Genomic DNA, 16,379 nt, shown 5'->3' on the forward strand with positions numbered 1-16,379 from the left:
AGAACGCCGTGACATTCCCCGCATGGGGTACCGGTTGTCAACGACGGGGTGGTTGACCAGGTTCTTGGTCATGTCTGGTCGTGAGGCGTCAGGTTTGGTGAAAACCGCCCGCTCGTTGGCCAAAATGGGGTCAGCCAGGGTGAAGGCACTCGGTGGGGAGCTAAGTTCGGGTGCGGTGCGTCAGCTGGCGGTGGCCCGTGACCGGTACCCGGACGAGTGCTTACGCTCAGAGGATGTCCTGGTTAATGCCGGGGTGACGTTGGCACCACGTGAGTTGCAGCATCTCCTTTCGGTGTGGGGTCAGCAAGTGAACCACGCTGACGCTCTCAAGGACACCTCGGAGCGTGTTGAGCGGCGGGGTTTGTTCTGGTCCCAAACGTTGGGTGGCATGTTTGATATTGCGGGGGTTGCTGATCCGGTGTCTGGTCATGTGATCAACACCGCGTTGTGGTCCCTGATCAACCCGTCACTGTTGGTTGAGTCCGATACCAGGTCGATGCCGCAGCGTCGCCTCGATGCCCTTGTTGATATCAGCCAATACTGGTTAGATCACAGTGATGTGCCGGGGACGTCGGGTGGGTCGAAACCCCATGTCACGGTCACCATTGACTACCAAGCGTTGATCAGCGGGCTCGATTCTGATGGGTTGTTGCCTGAGGTTGATGGCACACCGGTGCACCCTGATCAGGTTCGTCGTATTTGTTGTGATGCGGGGATTGTTCGCATGGTTACCAGCGGTGAGTCTCAAGTGCTCGATGTTGGGCGGCGTACCCGCACGATCCCACCAGGGTTACGCAGGGTCCTGGAGCGACGTGACAGGGGGTGTACGTGGTCGGGGTGTCACGCACCGTTGTCGTGGTGTGACGCACACCATATTGTGCATTGGGCTGATGGTGGTGAAACAGTGTTGGAGAACCTGAGGTTGTTGTGTCGTCGTCATCACCGTGCCATCCACGAGAACGACCCCGAACCCGGCGACCGGCAAACCGTTGGTGCGGTGGTGGCCCGTAGCGGGTGCGACCCACCAGAACCATAGGTTCCTCGACGCTGGGGTGTAGTTGCCAGGTAGACGGCGGGTCGATGGCAGTCACCCGGATGAGAATGTGGACACATAATTGATACGCCACCGCGGGTGCCGACCGGATGGGGCCGGGTCGACGCGCCCCCGAAATGAAGCGGTCGTGGTTGCAGGCATAAGCCTCCGCGGTGGAATCGGCAACGGAGGTGTCTCAGGCTGTCGCTGCTAGGCGTCGGGAATCCAGGTTTCTAGGGGGACGCCTAGTCCGTGGGCCATTCGGTTCACGTATGCGAAGTAGCTAGTTACTTCTGCAATGTGGAGAATGTCGACGTCGCTGAACCCGCTGTCACGAAGAGCCCGGACATCGGTCTCGACCAAATCCGCAGGGTGCAGAGTGAGCTTGACTGCGTACGTCAGCATCGCAAGACGCGGCTCGCTGAGGTCCGACGCCGTCCAGTCAGCCTCGATACTTTTCAGCAGTTCGTCATCTTTGAGGAGGCGGCGCAGACCGCGCCGGTGGTGGGTTACTCAGTAGTGACACCCGTTTGTCTGGCTGATGACCAGCGCGATCAGTTCGCGCTCAACCTTGCGCAGCGTCTTTGTGCCAGACATCGCAGAGTTGTACAGGGCGAGGTGCGCATTGAGGCCCTTGGGGTCGAGCGAGTGGATCGCCATGATCTCGTCAACCCGACCGTAGGCCTTATCGACAACCGCGCCGTGCAACTCGCCGAGTTCGCCATCCCATTCGTCGTCGGGGATCGTCTCTATCCATGCCACTACTTGTTCCTTCTCTTCACGGTCGGATGGTACTTGTCGCCGAATTTCGGTGCCTGATGTGGTGATAATGACCGCTAAGGTCGACACGTGGACCTTGTACTCACTGACTCCGACCGGGCAGCGCTAGCCGGTGAATTCGGACCGGGCAGAGCGTTAGCGATGCGGATTGTTACCCGGGTAGCGCATGCGATGGGTGCGGAAAAGCTGCTCGACATCACCGGTGCTCACATCGATTCGTGTCTTGATCATGGTCAGGCTGGCATCGACTTCGCGCAAGGGCTCACTGAAGGCGGTAGTCGCGTGCGCGTTCCGACAACGCTCAACGTCGCCTCGCTCGATCTGCTGCATCCTGACTTATACCGGGGTCCGATAGAGACTGCGACCCGAGCACGACGCCTGATGCAGTACTACGAGGACATGGGATGCCAGCCGACGTGGACATGCGCCCCCTACCAGCTCAGTGTGCGGCCGGTGTTCGGCGCCCATGTTGCCTGGGCCGAGTCGAATGCGATCGTGTTCGCGAACTCGGTGCTTGGGGCTCGCACCCATCGGTATGGGGACTTTATCGACATCTGCGCGGCCATCACCGGTCGTGCCCCTGCTGCGGGTCTTCACCTCGATCAAAACCGTGTCGCCAACGTCATCATCGACGTGAGCGCACTGTCGCAGCGTCTGTTGAACGTCGACGTCTTCTACCAGGTGCTCGGCCAGCTAATAGGGGGACGAGTCGGGTCGCGGGTGCCTGTGATTGTTGGGTTGCCGCCCGGTGTTAGCGAGGACCGGCTCAAGGCGATCGGAGCGGCAGCCGCGTCATCGGGATCGGTTGGGATGTTCCACTGCGTCGGTAGCACACCCGAGGCCCCCGATCTGGCAACGGCTGGTGGAGGCAGAATTCCTCCGCAGCGGATAGTGGTGGATGCCGAGATGATCCGCAACTCCCGCGATGACCTGAGCACGTCGACCAGCACAAAGCTTGGAATTGTTAGCCTCGGAACGCCCCACTACTCACTGGCAGAGTTTGAACGCTTGATCGAGCTTCTGGGTGACCGTCGAATCCATCCCTCGGTCGATTTTTATGTCTCGACGGGGCGTGAAGTGCTGGAAGACGTGCAACGCAGGGGATGGCTCGATCGGCTTGAGGATGCCGGGGTCCAGCTTGTCACCGACACATGTACCTACGTGACATCCGTCATGGCCGAGCGGAGTGGCGTCGCCATGACAGACTCTGCAAAATGGGCGTACTACGCCCCGGGGAACATTGGTGTCGAAGTCGTGTTTGGTGCGACCAGCGATTGTGTTGAATCGGCGATTGCCGGTCGTGTCGTCCGCGACGACTCTGTGTGGGGACAGCGATGACTCCGTCTCGATCGTCAATCCCGGGTCGGTCGTTGTCGCCGGGAACCGCGGAAGGAATCGTGCTCAGGCTTGACGAACCGCTGAGTTTTTGGGGCGGGCTTGATGCAGAGACAGGCGAGATCGTCGACCGACGACATCCTCAGGTCGGCGTCAACGTTACGGGGACCATTCTCGTGATGGAGCGCGGACGGGGATCAAGCTCAGGCTCATCGGTTTTCGCTGAGGCGATCAGAAACGGAACCGCTCCCTCTGCGATCGTGATGGCTGAACTGGATGAGATTGTCGCCCTCGGCGCGATAGTGGCCGACGAGATCTACGGAATCAAGGTCCCTGTAGTTGTAGTCAGTCCGAGCGATCACAGTCTGCTGATCGACGGCAGTGCGATTCGAGTCTCGGCATCCGTTGACACTGCCACGGTTCACGCACCGTGATGGTCGAAGTGAGGAAGCATGAGCTGTACCGTTCGTGGACGGTTTAGACGTTGAATTGTGATGCCGCCAGCGGCGAAATCACACCTCGGTCACGCAGTCTTCGCCGAGAGCCGTGTGTGGGGTAACTGATGCGGAGGTTTTCATGTTGACCGCATCCATCAACCCGTTGACGATGCCCTCATCGAGCCTGCACACAAACTTTGGGTGGTTGATCGCGGTCATGCCGAACGGACACAGGCTCGTGATCAGCTTGTTCCCATCCACCACAGTGGTGTGGAACCCGGCGCCCATCATCGCCTTCGCCACGGCCTCGACAGCACCCTGGTAGCCGATGTCGCTGGGGAGTCCGACCTCTAGGGCGAGCTGAGCTCCGTATTCGCGGCCGACCTCTTCAGCAGCCTTCGCCGCGGTCTCGGGTGCCACCCGTTCAAGGACCTGAGCAAGCAATTCGGAGAGAAGCTCGTAACGACGGCCAGGGAACTGCACCTGTACTTGTTTCTGAGTCGCCTCGTAGTACTTGGCCGGGCGTCCAGCTCCAGGTTCGGAACGTCCGTCGGGTCGTTTGCGCGTCACCTGGAGGTAGCCACCGGTAACGAGCCGGTCGAGGTGATGGCGTGCCACGTTGGGGTGGATGTCAAACAGTTCGGAGGTCTCGCTTGCAGTCACCGGGTCCGCGGCTTCGCGGATTGAGATGTAGATTCCGCGCCGGGTGGCATCGCCAAGCGATCCAGTCAATTCACTGATCTCTTTGTCAAAAACATCAGCGTTCAACATCGTGCACCTCCTTCGGGATCTCAGGGTAGCAACGTTCACTATTCTATTCACTACCGAGATAGGAGATGGAGGATGGCGTGGTCGATACCGAAGCGGTGAAGTCCGCTGTAGGCAGAGTTCAAGATCCCGAGATACACCACTCTCTCGATGCTCTAAAGATGATCCGATCGGTTGACGTGACAACCGGCGGTGATGTTCGGGTCACTGTTGCTCTCACGGGTTCTGGGTATGCAATGGAAGCTGAGCTCACGGCCGCGATCACAGGCGCGACCGCATCAGTTGAAGGTGTTGGAAAAGTCACGGTTAGCTTTGAATTCATGACCGACGCCGAACGTGCCGAGGTTGTCGCGCTCGTACGCGGTGGTTCCGCGTCTGAGACTCCGAGCGTCCGAGAGATCCCCTTTGCGAAGGCTGGCAACCGGACTCGGATTATCACCATCTCGTCCGGAAAAGGTGGTGTCGGAAAAAGTTCTGTCACAGCAAACCTTGCTGTTGCACTGTCCAAGCTTGGCAAGCGAGTCGGGATCATCGACGCTGATGTTTGGGGTTTCTCCATTCCGAAGATGCTCGGCATCGACCGGGCGCCCAACGTTGTAGACGACCTTCTTGTGCCCCCATCGGCGTATGGCGTTGCGGTCATGTCAATGGACTATTTCGTCCCCGCCGACCAAGCCGTTATTTGGCGGGGGCCGATGCTGCACAAGGCAATGGAGCAGTTCTTGATGGATGTCGTGTGGGGGGACCCCGACTATCTGTTGATCGATCTGCCTCCGGGTACCGGCGATATCTCGATTTCTCTGTCGCAATTCTTGCCGCGTGCGACGGCGATCATCGTGACCACTCCGCAGGTCACCGCACAGCGTGTTGCAAAACGTGCGGGTCTCATGGCCAACAAAGTAAACCAAGAGATCATCGGCATCGTCGAGAACATGTCGTGGTTCATCGGTAATGACGGCGAGCGTTACGAGATCTTCGGCTCTGGAGGAGGAGAGGCGCTGGCGAAGGAGTTGGACGTACCGCTGCTCGCCAAGGTGCCGCTCGTACTGGAAATGCGAATCGGCGCGGACGAAGGTAAGCCGGTGATGGTGGTCGATCCGGACGGCGAGGCCGCTGCGGCATTTGTGGCGCTTGCGAAAGAAGTCGAAGCTCGCCAGCCGCGGCTACGCTCGCATCCAGAACTGGTTATTTCGTAGCGCTACCGCACTACCATTTCTCGTTGAAATACCACGGAGGCACAGACAATGGCTGATACGACCAAGATCCGCATAGGGATTGCTTCCGCCCGCGAACTCGAAGTCGAGGTTGCTGACGCCGACGCCGTCGTCAAACAGTTGGAACAGGCAATGGAGGCCGGTGAAGGTGTCGTCTGGGTTGAGGACACAACAGGACACAAACACGCCATCTCGGGCTCTTCGATCGCTTTCTTGGAAATTCGTTCGGAGAAGACCTCCGGTGGAGTCGGGTTCGGCAGCTGAAGCCACCCGGTGGTTCACCATGTCAAACGGGTGTTAGTGGCCGCCCGTCGCCTTGGCCAACGTGCGTTGGGTTTTGGTGAGGCCGCCGAGCATCGTGTGATAGTGCGGCAGTCGGCTTGGCGCGCAGCATCCCACTTGGAGCCATCCGATCTGTGCGCCAGCGTCTGCGAGACGAGCCAGAGCCTCGCCTGACGCGTGATCCTCACGCCCGACCCGTTCGAGTTCAGCTCGGGCCGCGTCCAAGGTATCGGCGAGGGCTTTCATCCGCGGACTCCTCTCGGGCCTGCAGCACTTCGATTCGAGATTCGCCAGTGCCGCCTCGACTTCTTTAAGAGCCTCGAAGGCGGGTTTGAGTGTGATGTTCGTCGTCATAGGACACCATGCTTCAAATCCTGGTATCGCCCGGCGGCGGAATGTCGACGTGTCTGTCGGCAGAGTTTCGTGGTGGTGGGCGTCTGTCAGGCTGGCCGATGGTGGGGATAGCCGTGTGAGTAACGCGTAGAGGGTCCCGTCGACGACGGGACCCTCTACGCGTTACATCTAGATTGGCTTCTAGCTGGCCTGGCGTGCGCGGCGCCTCTCGGCTAGCCAACGCTTGCGCAAGCGACGACGTTCGTCCTCAGCGTATGCGCCCCACACTCCCGCTTCTTGGTTTGCCTCGAGCGCATACTGGAGGCAGGCGGCCTCGACAGAGCAGCTTTCGCAGATCGCCTTGGCGCGCTCGATTTGGCCAACTGCTGGTCCGGTTGTGCCGACGGGAAAGAAGATGTCGGTATCCGAGTCACGGCAGGCGGCGAGTTCGCGCCAATCGGTCAATGTCAACATGGGGGGATCTACTCCTTGTGGGACCTTGTGAAAGTGAACACTTTCACAAGGTAGGTGCGTTTTGCTTAGAACGGGTTTTCGGTGTACTGCAAGTGTACGCAAGTTAGTCGGCCGCGCGCAAGTGATATTTCGAGTTTTTCTTTTCGCACGGTTTCGGGCGGGCAGCGTGTATTCTTGCTGCCCTCACGGAGGTACAGCGATGAGCATCAGCGCAGAAATGACAGCAGAACTCAAGGATGCCATGAGGGCAAAGGACAAACAACGTCTTGCGGCGCTGCGCGCAGTGCAGACTGAAGCTACCACCGCGAAGGCAGCTCCAGGTTTTGATGGCGATGACGGCGACGAATTTTACTTGGCGATCATCTCCGCATTCGTAAAGCGGGCAGTCAAGTCGAAGAAGGAGTTCGAGGCTGCGGGGGAACGCGGGGCCGATCACGCGGCGGCACTTGGTTATGAAGTTGAGTACCTGTCGAGGTGGCTGCCAGACACGGCTGACGCTGAAGCCGAGATCCGGTCGCTTGTTGACGCTGCCGTTGCAGAGTTCGGGAAGGACCCAAAGCTGACAGGCCGAATCATTGGGCAAGTCATGAAGGCAGGGGAGGGACTCGATGGGGGGCTTGTTGCTGAGTTGGTGAAACAGGCACTTCAGGACTGATCTTCGTCTCAGCCGGTGGCGCAGCGGTCGATGCGATCTCGGGGGTGTTGGTGTGACGGCACCGGAACCCTTCGGTGGAGAACGCGAAAATAACCGGGTAAGTATTCGCGGGTTGCTGCCGTCTAACAAGTATGGCTGCTTCGCTGTTTCTCGCATTTCTCACCGCAAGCCTCCTCGGGCGAGCACACCAGCTCGTCGGCGACCTCAGGGCGCTTGACCAGCAGCTCAACGACGCCGAACTCTAGCTCCACCGCAGGATTCCCCTCCAGCCCTCTTCTGACCGTGGGCCGCGGGTCTTGTCGTGGCGGCCTGTATAGCTAAATCGAGTCGCCAATGGTCAGAGTCTTCGCTACCTGCGGGTTGATACAATCCCCCTTCGTGAAGCTCCGAGACCGCATCCCCGACGACATCCTCGCCACGTTCGACGACGAGGTAGATCGCGAGACGCTGATCGTGTTGCTCACCGCAACGGTCGTCCTGCTGATGTCGTTCTACTGGGGCCGTCCGAACTTCGCATGGCAGATAGAACTTCCGCAGCGGTTTGCGTCGTATGGTGGAGTCTTTGCAGACCGCAGCGGCACTGTCCCCTACCTGTGGTGGGGGTTTGCGTCGACCGTGTTGCGGGTCGGGATTCCTTTAACGGTCATCGTCTTCGTTTTGAGACGGCGCCCCGTGGAGTTTGGTTTCCGGCTCAAGGGGATCGCTCGACACTTGCCACCGTACATCGCAATGTACCTGTTGATGTTGCCGGTTCTGCTGTGGGCTTCGCGGTGGGAGTCGTTCCAGAATTACTATCCGTTTTACAAGCAGGCCAACGAACTCGGCTGGGGGCTTGTTCTGTACGAACTCGGGTACGGGTTGCAATTTGTTGGCCTGGAGGCGTTCTTTCGCGGATTCCTCACGTTCGGTCTGTACCGCCGATTCGGGTGGCTTGCGGTCCCGATGATGACCGTCCCCTACACGATGATCCACTTTTCCAAGCCGATGCCCGAGGCTACCGCGGCGATCATTGCGGGTCTCATCCTGGGCACGATGGCGATTCGATCAAAGAGCTTCGTGCCCGGTGTCATGTTGCACGTCGCAGTCGCCTACACAATGGACTTCCTAACGATGTAAGTGATGTAGCAGCTTGGCGATGTAGCAACGTGGGTATTTAGTAAAAGAGCGCAATCGGTGTGCAACATGGCCATCGCGTCATACGTGCGCCTCCGGCAGTGTCGTGTTCAGAAGCTGTGTCATGCTCAGAACAATTGCGCTCCCGGCAGGATTCGAACCTGCGCTCCCGGCTCCGGAGGCCAGTGCTCTATCCCCTGAGCTACGGGAGCAAAGGGACCGCAAGTGTACCAGGAGGCGTTGTCATCCCATCTCGCCGGCACCCGCTGACATGATGGTATCGAGCCGCAGGGGGTTGCCCTGGTCTGATTCGAGCAACGCGGTGAGGCGACCGACATGCTCTTCGAACCCGGCTTTTGCTGTGACCTTGAGGCCGCCGTTTGACCGTTCGAGCAGGAAGACCTGGCCGTCGGTCGCGTCGAACTTTGCCTCGGTTGTGACAAGACGGGGTTTGATCATTGCCGGGTCGCCGCGCTCGGGGCAGAACGTCATGCAGTTGCCACACTCATTGCATAGCTCGCTGAGAATGAAGTACTGCTGACGACCATCGATCTCGCCCTTGAGGGAGTCGATGGTGGCAATGCGGGTAACGGCGTCGTTTGGACACACGGTGACGCAGAAATTGCATGCAACACAACCCCACATCTGGAGGTCGGCGTCAACCTCGCGGGGTAGTTTCGCTTGGAACTCCGCCTGGTAGTACGCGCCGATTTCGGGGTCGAGGACGTTGGCAACGTGGGCCGCAATTGAATTGCGCTGCCCCGCCTCAAGCGCCGCAGCGGAGCGTTGCGCAATCAACTCGGGAAGCGAGTTTGCACCGACTTCATCCATATCCTTCACGAGCTCTTTGAGCATTGGAGCAATGCGGCCGTAACCGCCGGGTTTCAACAGGTCGGTGCAGATCGTTGTCGGTGACAACCCCAGACCCACCGAGTCGGTGATGTTCGACTTCGTGATGCCTGCCGAGAACGAAACCTGGACGTCGCCGCCTTCGTCCGCGACCGCAAACACTCCAGGCATGGCCTGTGTTAGCCGGTCGAGCAGCGTCGTTGCTAGGGCGTGCAGGGGTGGGCCCGACATGTACATCTGTTCCTCGGGCATCCACTGTTTGTGGTTCTCAACGATCATCGTATTGGTGAGTTTGATGCCGAACCTGCGACCGCGTTCGCTGGCGAACTGACGCAACTCCTCAATGAGTTCAACCGCACGATCGAATTGCAGGTCGTCGACGAACGACTGCGGGATTAGCTTCAGGTCTGTGTAGCCCAGCCGATCGTGAAGGATCTCGTTCACGATGGTTTCCCCAAGCAGCGTTGGGTTCAGCTTGACGATGACATCAAGACCGCACCCGTCGATCATGAACTTTGTAATCCGCTCGATCTCATCGGGTGGACATCCATGGAACGTCGAGAGTGTCACCGTGTCGGAAATCGTCTCTCCGAATGCAAGATCGCGGTACTCGGCGAACGGCTCGGGAATCAGCGGCCGGAGCGCATCGATGTGCTGTTTGGCGTGGTTCAAACCATCCATGAACCCGGTGACCTTGTCTGATTGGATGCCGGCAAGGTCGTACCCGACTGACATGTCGAAAACGTGTGGTCCCGGGTTTGCGCCGAGTAACTCGGCGGTTGGTCCCCACAGCTTGAGGATATCGATCATCATCCAGGCCTTGACATACTCCTCAAGACTCTGCGGGACAAGAAGTTCCTGGCTCCATTCAATGTTGAAACCGATGGTCTGCACGTCGATGCACGGACGTGGAATGTCTAGCTCATCCATGACCTGCACGGTCTTCAACTCGAAGATTCTGGCGCCTGCCATGTATCCGAGAACTATGTTCTCCGCGAGTTGGCTATGCGGGCCGGCGGCGGGACCGACCGGTGTTGCGCACGGCCGACCGAGGAACAAGGTGGATAGATTGGGGCCGTCGCCGTTTTTGTAGATTCGCGCCTTCATCAAATCAAAGATGCGTTGGCGGCTCTCCCATTCATGGGCGACCCTGGCGAGCAGGACATCGAGCGGCATTGGGGTCAGCGGCGGATCTATGACAGTCATCGCGGGCTCCTAGAGTTTGGTGTGCAGACGTTTTGCTTGTTCGGTTGCTTTGCTTCGGATCTCGTGGGCATCAACCCTGGTTGGTGCCCCGTCGGCGAATACGGTCTCTCCCTGGATCACGATCGATAGCGGACTCACTCCGCCCGGCGTGTATGCGAGGTGCCATGCGTCCATGGGGGCATAGGACCACATCACGACGTCGTCGCGCGCTTCAGGAAACAGATCCCAGCCGTTTTCGAGCCAACTCCACGCGGTTTCAGGTGTTGCGGTGACGTCGGTCTCTCTGTGACGGATGAAGGCAGCTCGAAACGACTGGATCATGTTGCCACCGATTCCGTCGGTTCCCAGGGCTACTCGGTTGGGGAGACTCGCAGGGTCGCCGTATCCCACGGCGTTGTTCATATTCGATTCTGGGTTGTGGAGAATTGTCCCTTTGACGGGCCGGTCGAGGTGGACGGCGTGGGCTATCAGCCATTTGTCCGTTGCGAGGTTTTCGATTCGGCGGGGACCGTCCGCGTCTTCTGAGCCTTCGGCAACATGGATGTGGACTCCGACGCCCAGATCGTCGGCAAGACCGGCGACCGATTCGAGTGATTCGTCTGACAAGGTGAAACATGCGTGGGCGCCCACGTAGCCGCGGCCGCCCGCCTTGATGAAGCGCTCGTTTTCTTCAAGGCCGCGACGGGCACCGTCCAGACCGTGGCGGTCGGTGACCTCGTATGCACATGCGACCCGTATCCCGACCTCGGCACACGCCTCGGCGATCACGTCGAGCGAGCCTTCAATCGCGTTCGGCGATGCGTGGTGGTCAACGATGCATGTCGTGCCGGCCTCGAGGGCCTCAAGAGCTCCGAGCATTGCGGACCATCGAATCATTTCGAGGTCGAGAGCGGCATCGAGCCGCCACCAGACCTGTTCAAGAATTCCCAGAAACGTAGTCGGCGTTTCTGGCGGGGCTGGCATACCGCGTGCTAACGCTGAATACAGATGATGATGGGCGCACACCAGACCAGGAGTGGTGTTATCGCTCACGGCGAACCTGCGTCCGCAAAGCCGATCGGCTGGTGGGTACGAATCGGGAGCCGATTTCGCCATTGCCCATCGACCATTTTCATAGCTCCCGCTACAGCGCCGGCGGTCGGCACGAGACCGATTTCGCCGACACCTTTGATGCCGTATGGCGACCGCGGCTGGGGGACTTCAATGAGGATGGTCTCGACTTCTGGCATGTCTTTTGCTCTGAGGATGTTGAGGCTACGCAGCGTCATATTCGTTGGGCGGCCCAGTTCGTCAGTTGGGAAGTCTTCGCTCAGTGCGTAACCGAGTCCCATGTGGACCGAGCCTTCGACCTGGCCTTTGCATAGTTGCGGGTTGATTGCTCGCCCGACATCGTGGGCGGCAACGACCTTCTCAATCTCGCCGGTCTCTCTGTCGGCAATAACGACTTGGGCGGCGTAGCCGAACGCCGAATGAATGATCGGATTCTCGAGTTTCTCTCCAAGCGAGTTTGTCCAGTCGACCCGATATTCACCCTCGTAGTCGACTCCGATTTCCCGGCCCCCGCCGATGGCTTCCTTGCATGCGGCTTCAATGGATCCAGCGGCCATCAGCGTTCCTCGCGACCCAGTCGTCTGGCCGGCGCCGAGCTCGCGCGTTGTGTCAACGATGACACGAATTCTCTCGGGGTCGACTTCGAGTTCTTCGCTGGCGACTTGGAGAGCAATTGTGTTGACTCCCTGGCCCATTTCGGTCCAGCAATGTCGCACGTCAATGCTGCCATCCTCGTTGTATCTGATAACGGCCTTGGCGATCTCGATGAAGCCGTTACCGAGTCCGGAGTTCTTGAGCGCAACACCGATCCCGACTGCTTTGCCGGCCGCCATGGCTTCGTCGTAAGCAGGTTGCACGGCCTCGATACACGCAAGCACTCCAGCCGAGCCATCGTCCATGCGTTGTCCGGGACCCCAGATGGCGCCGGGGAAGATGGCGTTTCGTTTCCGAATCTCGAGCCGATCGATGCCGACCATTTCGGCGAGGCGGTCAAGGGCACCTTCCATGGCGAACTGCGCTTGGTTGGCGCCGAACCCGCGGAACGCGCCACACACCGGGTTGTTCGTCCTCACCGCGACGGCGCGGACATCGATGTTGTCAACAACGTACGGCCCGGACGCATGGCCGGCGGCCCGCTCAAGCACCTTCATACCAACGGACGCATATGGTCCTGAGTCGCCGAGCATACGGGCCCGCAAAGCAGTGAGTCTCCCGTCTTCGTCGCACGAAACATCGAGATCGATAGTGATAGGATGACGCTTCGGATGCATCCGCAGCGACTCCTCACGGGTCAGCGTGCACTTCACGGGACGCCCGAGGAGGTGCGCCGCCAACGCGGTTTGGCCCTGGTTGGACATGTCCTCCTTGCCGCCGAAGGCTCCGCCATTCGAAACCAGTTCGACAGTCACCTCCGATGTTTCAACGCCAAGGATGGCGGCGATCTGATTGCGGTCGTCCCAGACCCCTTGGCCCCCGGAGTACACTAGGAGACCCTCATCGCCAGGGACGGCCAGGGTCGATTCAGGCTCCAGGAACGCGTGTTCGACCCTCTGAGTGATGAACCTCTCAGACATCTTGTGGGGGGACGCTTCGAAGGCTGACGCAAAGTCGCCGCGACTGTATTCGCTCACCGACAGCGTGTTTGTTGTTGATTTCCACACGGCGATGTCGTCGCTGTCGACAGCCACTGCCGGGTCGACGATCGGATCGAGGACGTTGTACTCGACTTCTACGAGAGCCGCTGCCTTGCGTGCGGTCCTGGCGGTATCTGCAACAATGATGGCGAGCACGTCCCCGTAGTAGGACGTTCTACCCCCTACTGGGATGAACACCGGCCAGTCTTGATAAATGATGCCGACGAAAAGCTCACCGGGAACGTCGGCCCCGGTAAACACCGCCTCTACCCCTTCGATGGCCAATGCAGCGCTCGTGTCAATCGAGAGCACGTCAGCGCGAGAGTGATCTGTGAGACGGAGCGCGCCGTGCAGCATGCCGGGCACGAACATGTCGTCAACGTATCCTCGGTCGCCAAGGGCGAGTTCGGTCGCCTCATACTTGGCGCCGCTGCCGCCGATGTTGCTCGACAACGCGGGCATACCAATCTCACCGGCGGCGAGGTTGTCAATGGCGTCGAGAATCGAGTTGTACCCGGTGCACCGACAGAGATGTGCTCCCATCCGCGCTGCCGCGGACTTGCGTTCGAGCGCCGAACCTTTCTGGTCGAGTAGCGCCTTTGTCCTGACAAGGATGCCGGGCGTACAGAATCCGCACTGCAACGCTCCGGCGCATGCAAAGGCGTTTGCAAGCCTCTCACGCTCTTCCGGGTCAAACCCCTCAAGGGTGAGAATTTCGGCACCCACAGCCTTTTCCATTGAAGTCTGGCAGGCAACGCGGGCTTTGCCGTTGACGATGACTGTGCAGCATCCGCATTGTCCCGACGGTGCACATCCATCTTTGGCGGCGGTGAGGCCAAGTTCGTCGCGTAGGGCCGACAGCAGGTGGGGGTGGTCGTCTGCTACTTCAACTTCTGTCCCGTTCACGGTGAGCTGTATCACGATGGGCTGCCTCCTGGTGGTATTGCACCGCGTTGGTTCGAGATTCGTTGGTAGAACTCGGGCATGCGGTATCGGTCAAAGTCGAACAGGGTTTCCTTGTAGGTGTTGCAGAAATCGAGGTCGCAGGCAGCGACTATGAGTTCGTCTCCCGTTGTCACGGCTTGTGCGATGATTTGTCCAGACGGGGCGATGATCACGGTGTGTGCGAGCGAGTCGACGCCCTCCTCTATTCCACCCTTTGCGACACCGACGACAAATGTACCGTTTTGGTATGCACCCGATTGCATTACGAGATGATTGTGGAATCCTGCAAGCGCGTTCTGAGTGGTGTCCGGTGCGTAGTACAAGGGGGTGTTGTATCCGATAAGGATCATCTCGACATCCTGAAGACCCATCTCGCGATATGTCTCTGGCCAGCGACGATCGTTGCAAATCGCCATCCCGATGTAGCCCCCGAAGGCCTCCCACACGCCGAAACCCTCTTCTCCGGGTTCGAAGTAGAACCTCTCGAGATGTTGGAACGGACGCCACTCCTCAGATTTTTCGTGCCCAGGAATGTGCACCTTGGAAAACTTTGCGATCGGCTTGCCGTCCTTGCCGACGAGCAGGTAGATGTTTCGACGCGTGGTCGTCCCGGCGTTGTTGTGGCTTAACTCTGCGTAACCAAGACAGAAGCCGATGCCAAGTCTGGACGCTTCGTCAAATAGCGGTTGGGTAACCGGACTCGGCATCTCGGTTTCGTACCAGTGGTCGGCGTCGGTGATGTCGTCGATCGACCACCGCGGAAAGAAAGTCGTGAGCGCAAGTTCGGGAAACACGACAAGGTCACAGCCTCGTTCAGACGCTGCTCTCATGAGCGTCAGCAGTCGCCGAACCACCTCGGGTCGGGATTCGTCCTTAGCTATCGGGCCAAGCTGGGCAGCACCAACGATCACCTGTCGCACCCCAGCTCCTCTCGTAGTCGGTCGCAACCGCCGATTGGTTGCTGTCACAACGAGCTTAACAAAATGTCAAGCACCCGCCACAAATTCTGTGTATGGTCATGCCGTCAGGCTGTAAAACGGAAGAACCTCCCCGATTCTGGCGAGGTGAGATGGGTTACCCTTTCGAGTTAAGACAAGAGGACAGTTGCCAGCAAACGTTGGCGGAGTTTGAGAAGGTGTTCGGATGAAGAGGAAGTTGTTCGCACTTGTGGCGACCTTAGCGCTGGTAGCTGCGGCATGCGGCAGTAGCAGCGATGACGCCACCACGACCACGGCTGGCGAGGCTTCGGCTACGACGGCTGCTACTACGGCGCCAGTGGATCCAATGAAGGTGGCGTTTGTGTACGTTGCGCCGATAGGTGACCTGGGCTGGACGTTCCAGCATGACTTGGGGCGGCAGGCTGTTGAGGCGAAGTTTGGAAGCGCGGTCGAAACGACTTTCATTGAAAATGTGGCGGAGGGTCCCGACTCCGAGCGAGTCATCCGCGACTTTGCCACCAAGGGTTTCAATCTCATCATCACAACGTCATTCGGCTACATGGACCCGACGATCACCGTTGCCGGAGAATTCCCCGACACTCAGTTCGTTCATATTTCTGGATTCAAGAACGCGGACAACGTATCGACGCTGTTCGGTCGTATGTATCAACCGCGTTACTTGTCCGGAATGGCGGCAGGCGCGGCTACCGAGTCGAACATCATCGGTTACGTCGCTGCCTTCCCAATCCCCGAGGTCGTTCGCGGCATCGACGCGTTCACGCTCGGTGTGTTGTCGATGAACCCCGACGCCGAGGTGCGGGTCGTGTGGACAAATACTTGGTTTGATCCGCCGGTCGAGAAAGAGGCCGCTGAGGCGCTTCTCGCCGCCGGTGCCGACGTCATTGCACAGCATCAGGACACGACCGAACCGCAGAAGGCGGCCCAGTCGGCCGGCGCGGTGTCGGTGTCGTACAACTCCGACATCTCGACAGTTGTCGGCGACACAGTGCTTACCGGTCCGGTGTGGAACTGGGGTATCAAGTACATCTCAATCATTGAAGACCTCTTGGCGGGCACTTACGACGGTAGCGAGTCGTACTGGGGCGGTCTCAGCGATGGCATTGTCGGCCTAGCGCCGTTCTCCGACAGGGTTCCGCAGGACGTTCAAGACGCTATCGCTGCAAAGATGGCTGAGTTCGTATCTGGCGCGACCGACGTGTTCTGTGGCCCGATCGAAGATAACCAGGGCAACGAGCAAGTCGCCGCCGGAACTTGCATGGACGACGGCTCGATGCTTGGTATGGAGTGGCTCGTCGCGGGAGTTGCTCCGTAG

At 59.2% G+C, this 16,379-nt stretch carries 17 protein-coding genes and 1 tRNA gene; 8 read left to right on the plus strand and 10 right to left on the minus strand.

Going from position 1 to position 16,379, the window contains the following annotated elements; all coding sequences use genetic code 11:
• Positions 1-22 precede the first annotated feature (22 nt).
• Positions 23-1,036, plus strand: a complete 1,014-nt coding sequence (locus IIC71_09240) for a DUF222 domain-containing protein (GenBank protein MCH7669362.1) — start codon at positions 23-25, stop codon at positions 1,034-1,036.
• A 207-nt stretch (positions 1,037-1,243) separates the two neighbouring features.
• On the opposite strand, the gene IIC71_09245 is transcribed toward IIC71_09240, so the two are convergent.
• Positions 1,244-1,438 carry a peroxidase gene (locus IIC71_09245; protein ID MCH7669363.1) on the minus strand — a complete coding sequence of 65 codons (195 nt, stop codon included), beginning with the start codon at positions 1,436-1,438 and terminating at the stop codon, positions 1,244-1,246.
• A 108-nt stretch (positions 1,439-1,546) separates the two neighbouring features.
• Entirely contained in the window at positions 1,547-1,882 is a 336-nt protein-coding gene (locus tag IIC71_09250; protein MCH7669364.1) for a carboxymuconolactone decarboxylase family protein, read from the minus strand.
• Between IIC71_09250 and IIC71_09255 the strand changes: the two genes are divergently transcribed.
• Both IIC71_09255 and IIC71_09260 read left to right on the plus strand, forming a co-directional pair.
• Positions 1,883-3,151 (plus strand): aconitase X catalytic domain-containing protein, encoded by a 1,269-nt coding sequence (locus IIC71_09255; protein MCH7669365.1) that lies wholly within the window; start codon positions 1,883-1,885, stop codon positions 3,149-3,151.
• Positions 3,148-3,582 (plus strand): DUF126 domain-containing protein, encoded by a 435-nt coding sequence (locus tag IIC71_09260; protein ID MCH7669366.1) that lies wholly within the window; start codon positions 3,148-3,150, stop codon positions 3,580-3,582. The genes IIC71_09255 and IIC71_09260 overlap by 4 nt, the downstream gene beginning before the upstream one ends.
• 78 nt (positions 3,583-3,660) lie before the next feature.
• On the opposite strand, the gene IIC71_09265 is transcribed toward IIC71_09260, so the two are convergent.
• Positions 3,661-4,356 carry a helix-turn-helix domain-containing protein gene (locus tag IIC71_09265; GenBank protein MCH7669367.1) on the minus strand — a complete coding sequence of 232 codons (696 nt, stop codon included), beginning with the start codon at positions 4,354-4,356 and terminating at the stop codon, positions 3,661-3,663.
• A 65-nt stretch (positions 4,357-4,421) separates the two neighbouring features.
• Here IIC71_09265 and IIC71_09270 point away from each other — a divergent pair, with 65 nt between their 5' ends.
• The gene (locus IIC71_09270; protein ID MCH7669368.1) at positions 4,422-5,549 is read left to right on the plus strand and encodes an Mrp/NBP35 family ATP-binding protein; all 1,128 of its coding nucleotides are present in this window, start codon (positions 4,422-4,424) and stop codon (positions 5,547-5,549) included.
• Between the two features lie 48 nt (positions 5,550-5,597).
• A complete protein-coding gene (locus IIC71_09275; GenBank protein MCH7669369.1) occupies positions 5,598-5,831 on the plus strand; it encodes a DUF3107 family protein in 234 nt (77 codons plus the stop codon).
• 33 nt (positions 5,832-5,864) lie between these two features.
• On the opposite strand, the gene IIC71_09280 is transcribed toward IIC71_09275, so the two are convergent.
• Positions 5,865-6,203, minus strand: coding sequence for a hypothetical protein (locus tag IIC71_09280; GenBank protein ID MCH7669370.1), 339 nt, complete (start codon positions 6,201-6,203; stop codon positions 5,865-5,867).
• Positions 6,204-6,383: 180 nt separating this feature from the next.
• Positions 6,384-6,656, minus strand: a complete 273-nt coding sequence (locus IIC71_09285) for a WhiB family transcriptional regulator (protein ID MCH7669371.1) — start codon at positions 6,654-6,656, stop codon at positions 6,384-6,386.
• A gap of 199 nt (positions 6,657-6,855) precedes the next feature.
• On the opposite strand from IIC71_09285, the gene IIC71_09290 reads away from it, so the two are divergent.
• Both IIC71_09290 and IIC71_09295 read left to right on the plus strand, forming a co-directional pair.
• Positions 6,856-7,311: a GatB/YqeY domain-containing protein gene (locus tag IIC71_09290; protein MCH7669372.1), complete on the plus strand. Its 456-nt coding sequence runs from the start codon at positions 6,856-6,858 to the stop codon at positions 7,309-7,311.
• Positions 7,312-7,689: 378 nt separating this feature from the next.
• A complete protein-coding gene (locus tag IIC71_09295; protein ID MCH7669373.1) occupies positions 7,690-8,427 on the plus strand; it encodes a CPBP family intramembrane metalloprotease in 738 nt (245 codons plus the stop codon).
• A 137-nt stretch (positions 8,428-8,564) separates the two neighbouring features.
• On the opposite strand, the gene IIC71_09300 is transcribed toward IIC71_09295, so the two are convergent.
• The 5 genes from IIC71_09300 to IIC71_09320 all read right to left on the minus strand — a co-directional run bounded on the left by IIC71_09300 (position 8,565) and on the right by IIC71_09320 (position 15,019).
• Positions 8,565-8,636 (minus strand) — tRNA-Arg (locus tag IIC71_09300).
• 31 nt (positions 8,637-8,667) lie between these two features.
• Positions 8,668-10,479 (minus strand): 4Fe-4S dicluster domain-containing protein, encoded by a 1,812-nt coding sequence (locus IIC71_09305; GenBank protein ID MCH7669374.1) that lies wholly within the window; start codon positions 10,477-10,479, stop codon positions 8,668-8,670.
• A gap of 9 nt (positions 10,480-10,488) precedes the next feature.
• Complete coding sequence (locus tag IIC71_09310) at positions 10,489-11,511, minus strand: amidohydrolase family protein (protein ID MCH7669375.1); 1,023 nt, start codon at positions 11,509-11,511, stop codon at positions 10,489-10,491.
• Positions 11,508-14,087, minus strand: a complete 2,580-nt coding sequence (locus tag IIC71_09315) for a molybdopterin-dependent oxidoreductase (protein MCH7669376.1) — start codon at positions 14,085-14,087, stop codon at positions 11,508-11,510. The genes IIC71_09310 and IIC71_09315 overlap by 4 nt, the downstream gene beginning before the upstream one ends.
• On the minus strand, positions 14,081-15,019 hold the full coding sequence (locus IIC71_09320; protein MCH7669377.1) for an N-carbamoyl-D-amino-acid hydrolase: 939 nt from the start codon (positions 15,017-15,019) through the stop codon (positions 14,081-14,083). Before IIC71_09320 ends, IIC71_09315 begins: the two co-directional genes overlap by 7 nt.
• A 232-nt stretch (positions 15,020-15,251) precedes the next feature.
• Here IIC71_09320 and IIC71_09325 point away from each other — a divergent pair, with 232 nt between their 5' ends.
• The gene (locus IIC71_09325; GenBank protein ID MCH7669378.1) at positions 15,252-16,379 is read left to right on the plus strand and encodes a BMP family ABC transporter substrate-binding protein; all 1,128 of its coding nucleotides are present in this window, start codon (positions 15,252-15,254) and stop codon (positions 16,377-16,379) included.

It is taken from the genome of Acidobacteriota bacterium, from assembly GCA_022562055.1.
GTDB lineage: Bacteria > Actinomycetota > Acidimicrobiia > Spongiisociales > UBA5794 > BMS3BBIN02.

What these genes read in the sequence shown, in the direction of transcription:
- IIC71_09325 (MCH7669378.1), top strand. Translation starts at nt 15,252, where the DNA reads ATGAAGAGGAAGTTGTTCGCACTTGTGGCGACCTTAGCGCTGGTAGCT.
- IIC71_09265 (MCH7669367.1), bottom strand. Translation starts at nt 4,356, where the DNA reads ATGTTGAACGCTGATGTTTTTGACAAAGAGATCAGTGAATTGACTGGA.
- IIC71_09270 (MCH7669368.1), top strand. Translation starts at nt 4,422, where the DNA reads ATGGAGGATGGCGTGGTCGATACCGAAGCGGTGAAGTCCGCTGTAGGC.
- IIC71_09260 (MCH7669366.1), top strand. Translation starts at nt 3,148, where the DNA reads ATGACTCCGTCTCGATCGTCAATCCCGGGTCGGTCGTTGTCGCCGGGA.
- IIC71_09245 (MCH7669363.1), bottom strand. Translation starts at nt 1,438, where the DNA reads ATGCTGACGTACGCAGTCAAGCTCACTCTGCACCCTGCGGATTTGGTC.
- IIC71_09290 (MCH7669372.1), top strand. Translation starts at nt 6,856, where the DNA reads ATGAGCATCAGCGCAGAAATGACAGCAGAACTCAAGGATGCCATGAGG.
- IIC71_09285 (MCH7669371.1), bottom strand. Translation starts at nt 6,656, where the DNA reads ATGTTGACATTGACCGATTGGCGCGAACTCGCCGCCTGCCGTGACTCG.
- IIC71_09275 (MCH7669369.1), top strand. Translation starts at nt 5,598, where the DNA reads ATGGCTGATACGACCAAGATCCGCATAGGGATTGCTTCCGCCCGCGAA.
- IIC71_09280 (MCH7669370.1), bottom strand. Translation starts at nt 6,203, where the DNA reads ATGACGACGAACATCACACTCAAACCCGCCTTCGAGGCTCTTAAAGAA.
- IIC71_09305 (MCH7669374.1), bottom strand. Translation starts at nt 10,479, where the DNA reads ATGACTGTCATAGATCCGCCGCTGACCCCAATGCCGCTCGATGTCCTG.
- IIC71_09240 (MCH7669362.1), top strand. Translation starts at nt 23, where the DNA reads ATGGGGTACCGGTTGTCAACGACGGGGTGGTTGACCAGGTTCTTGGTC.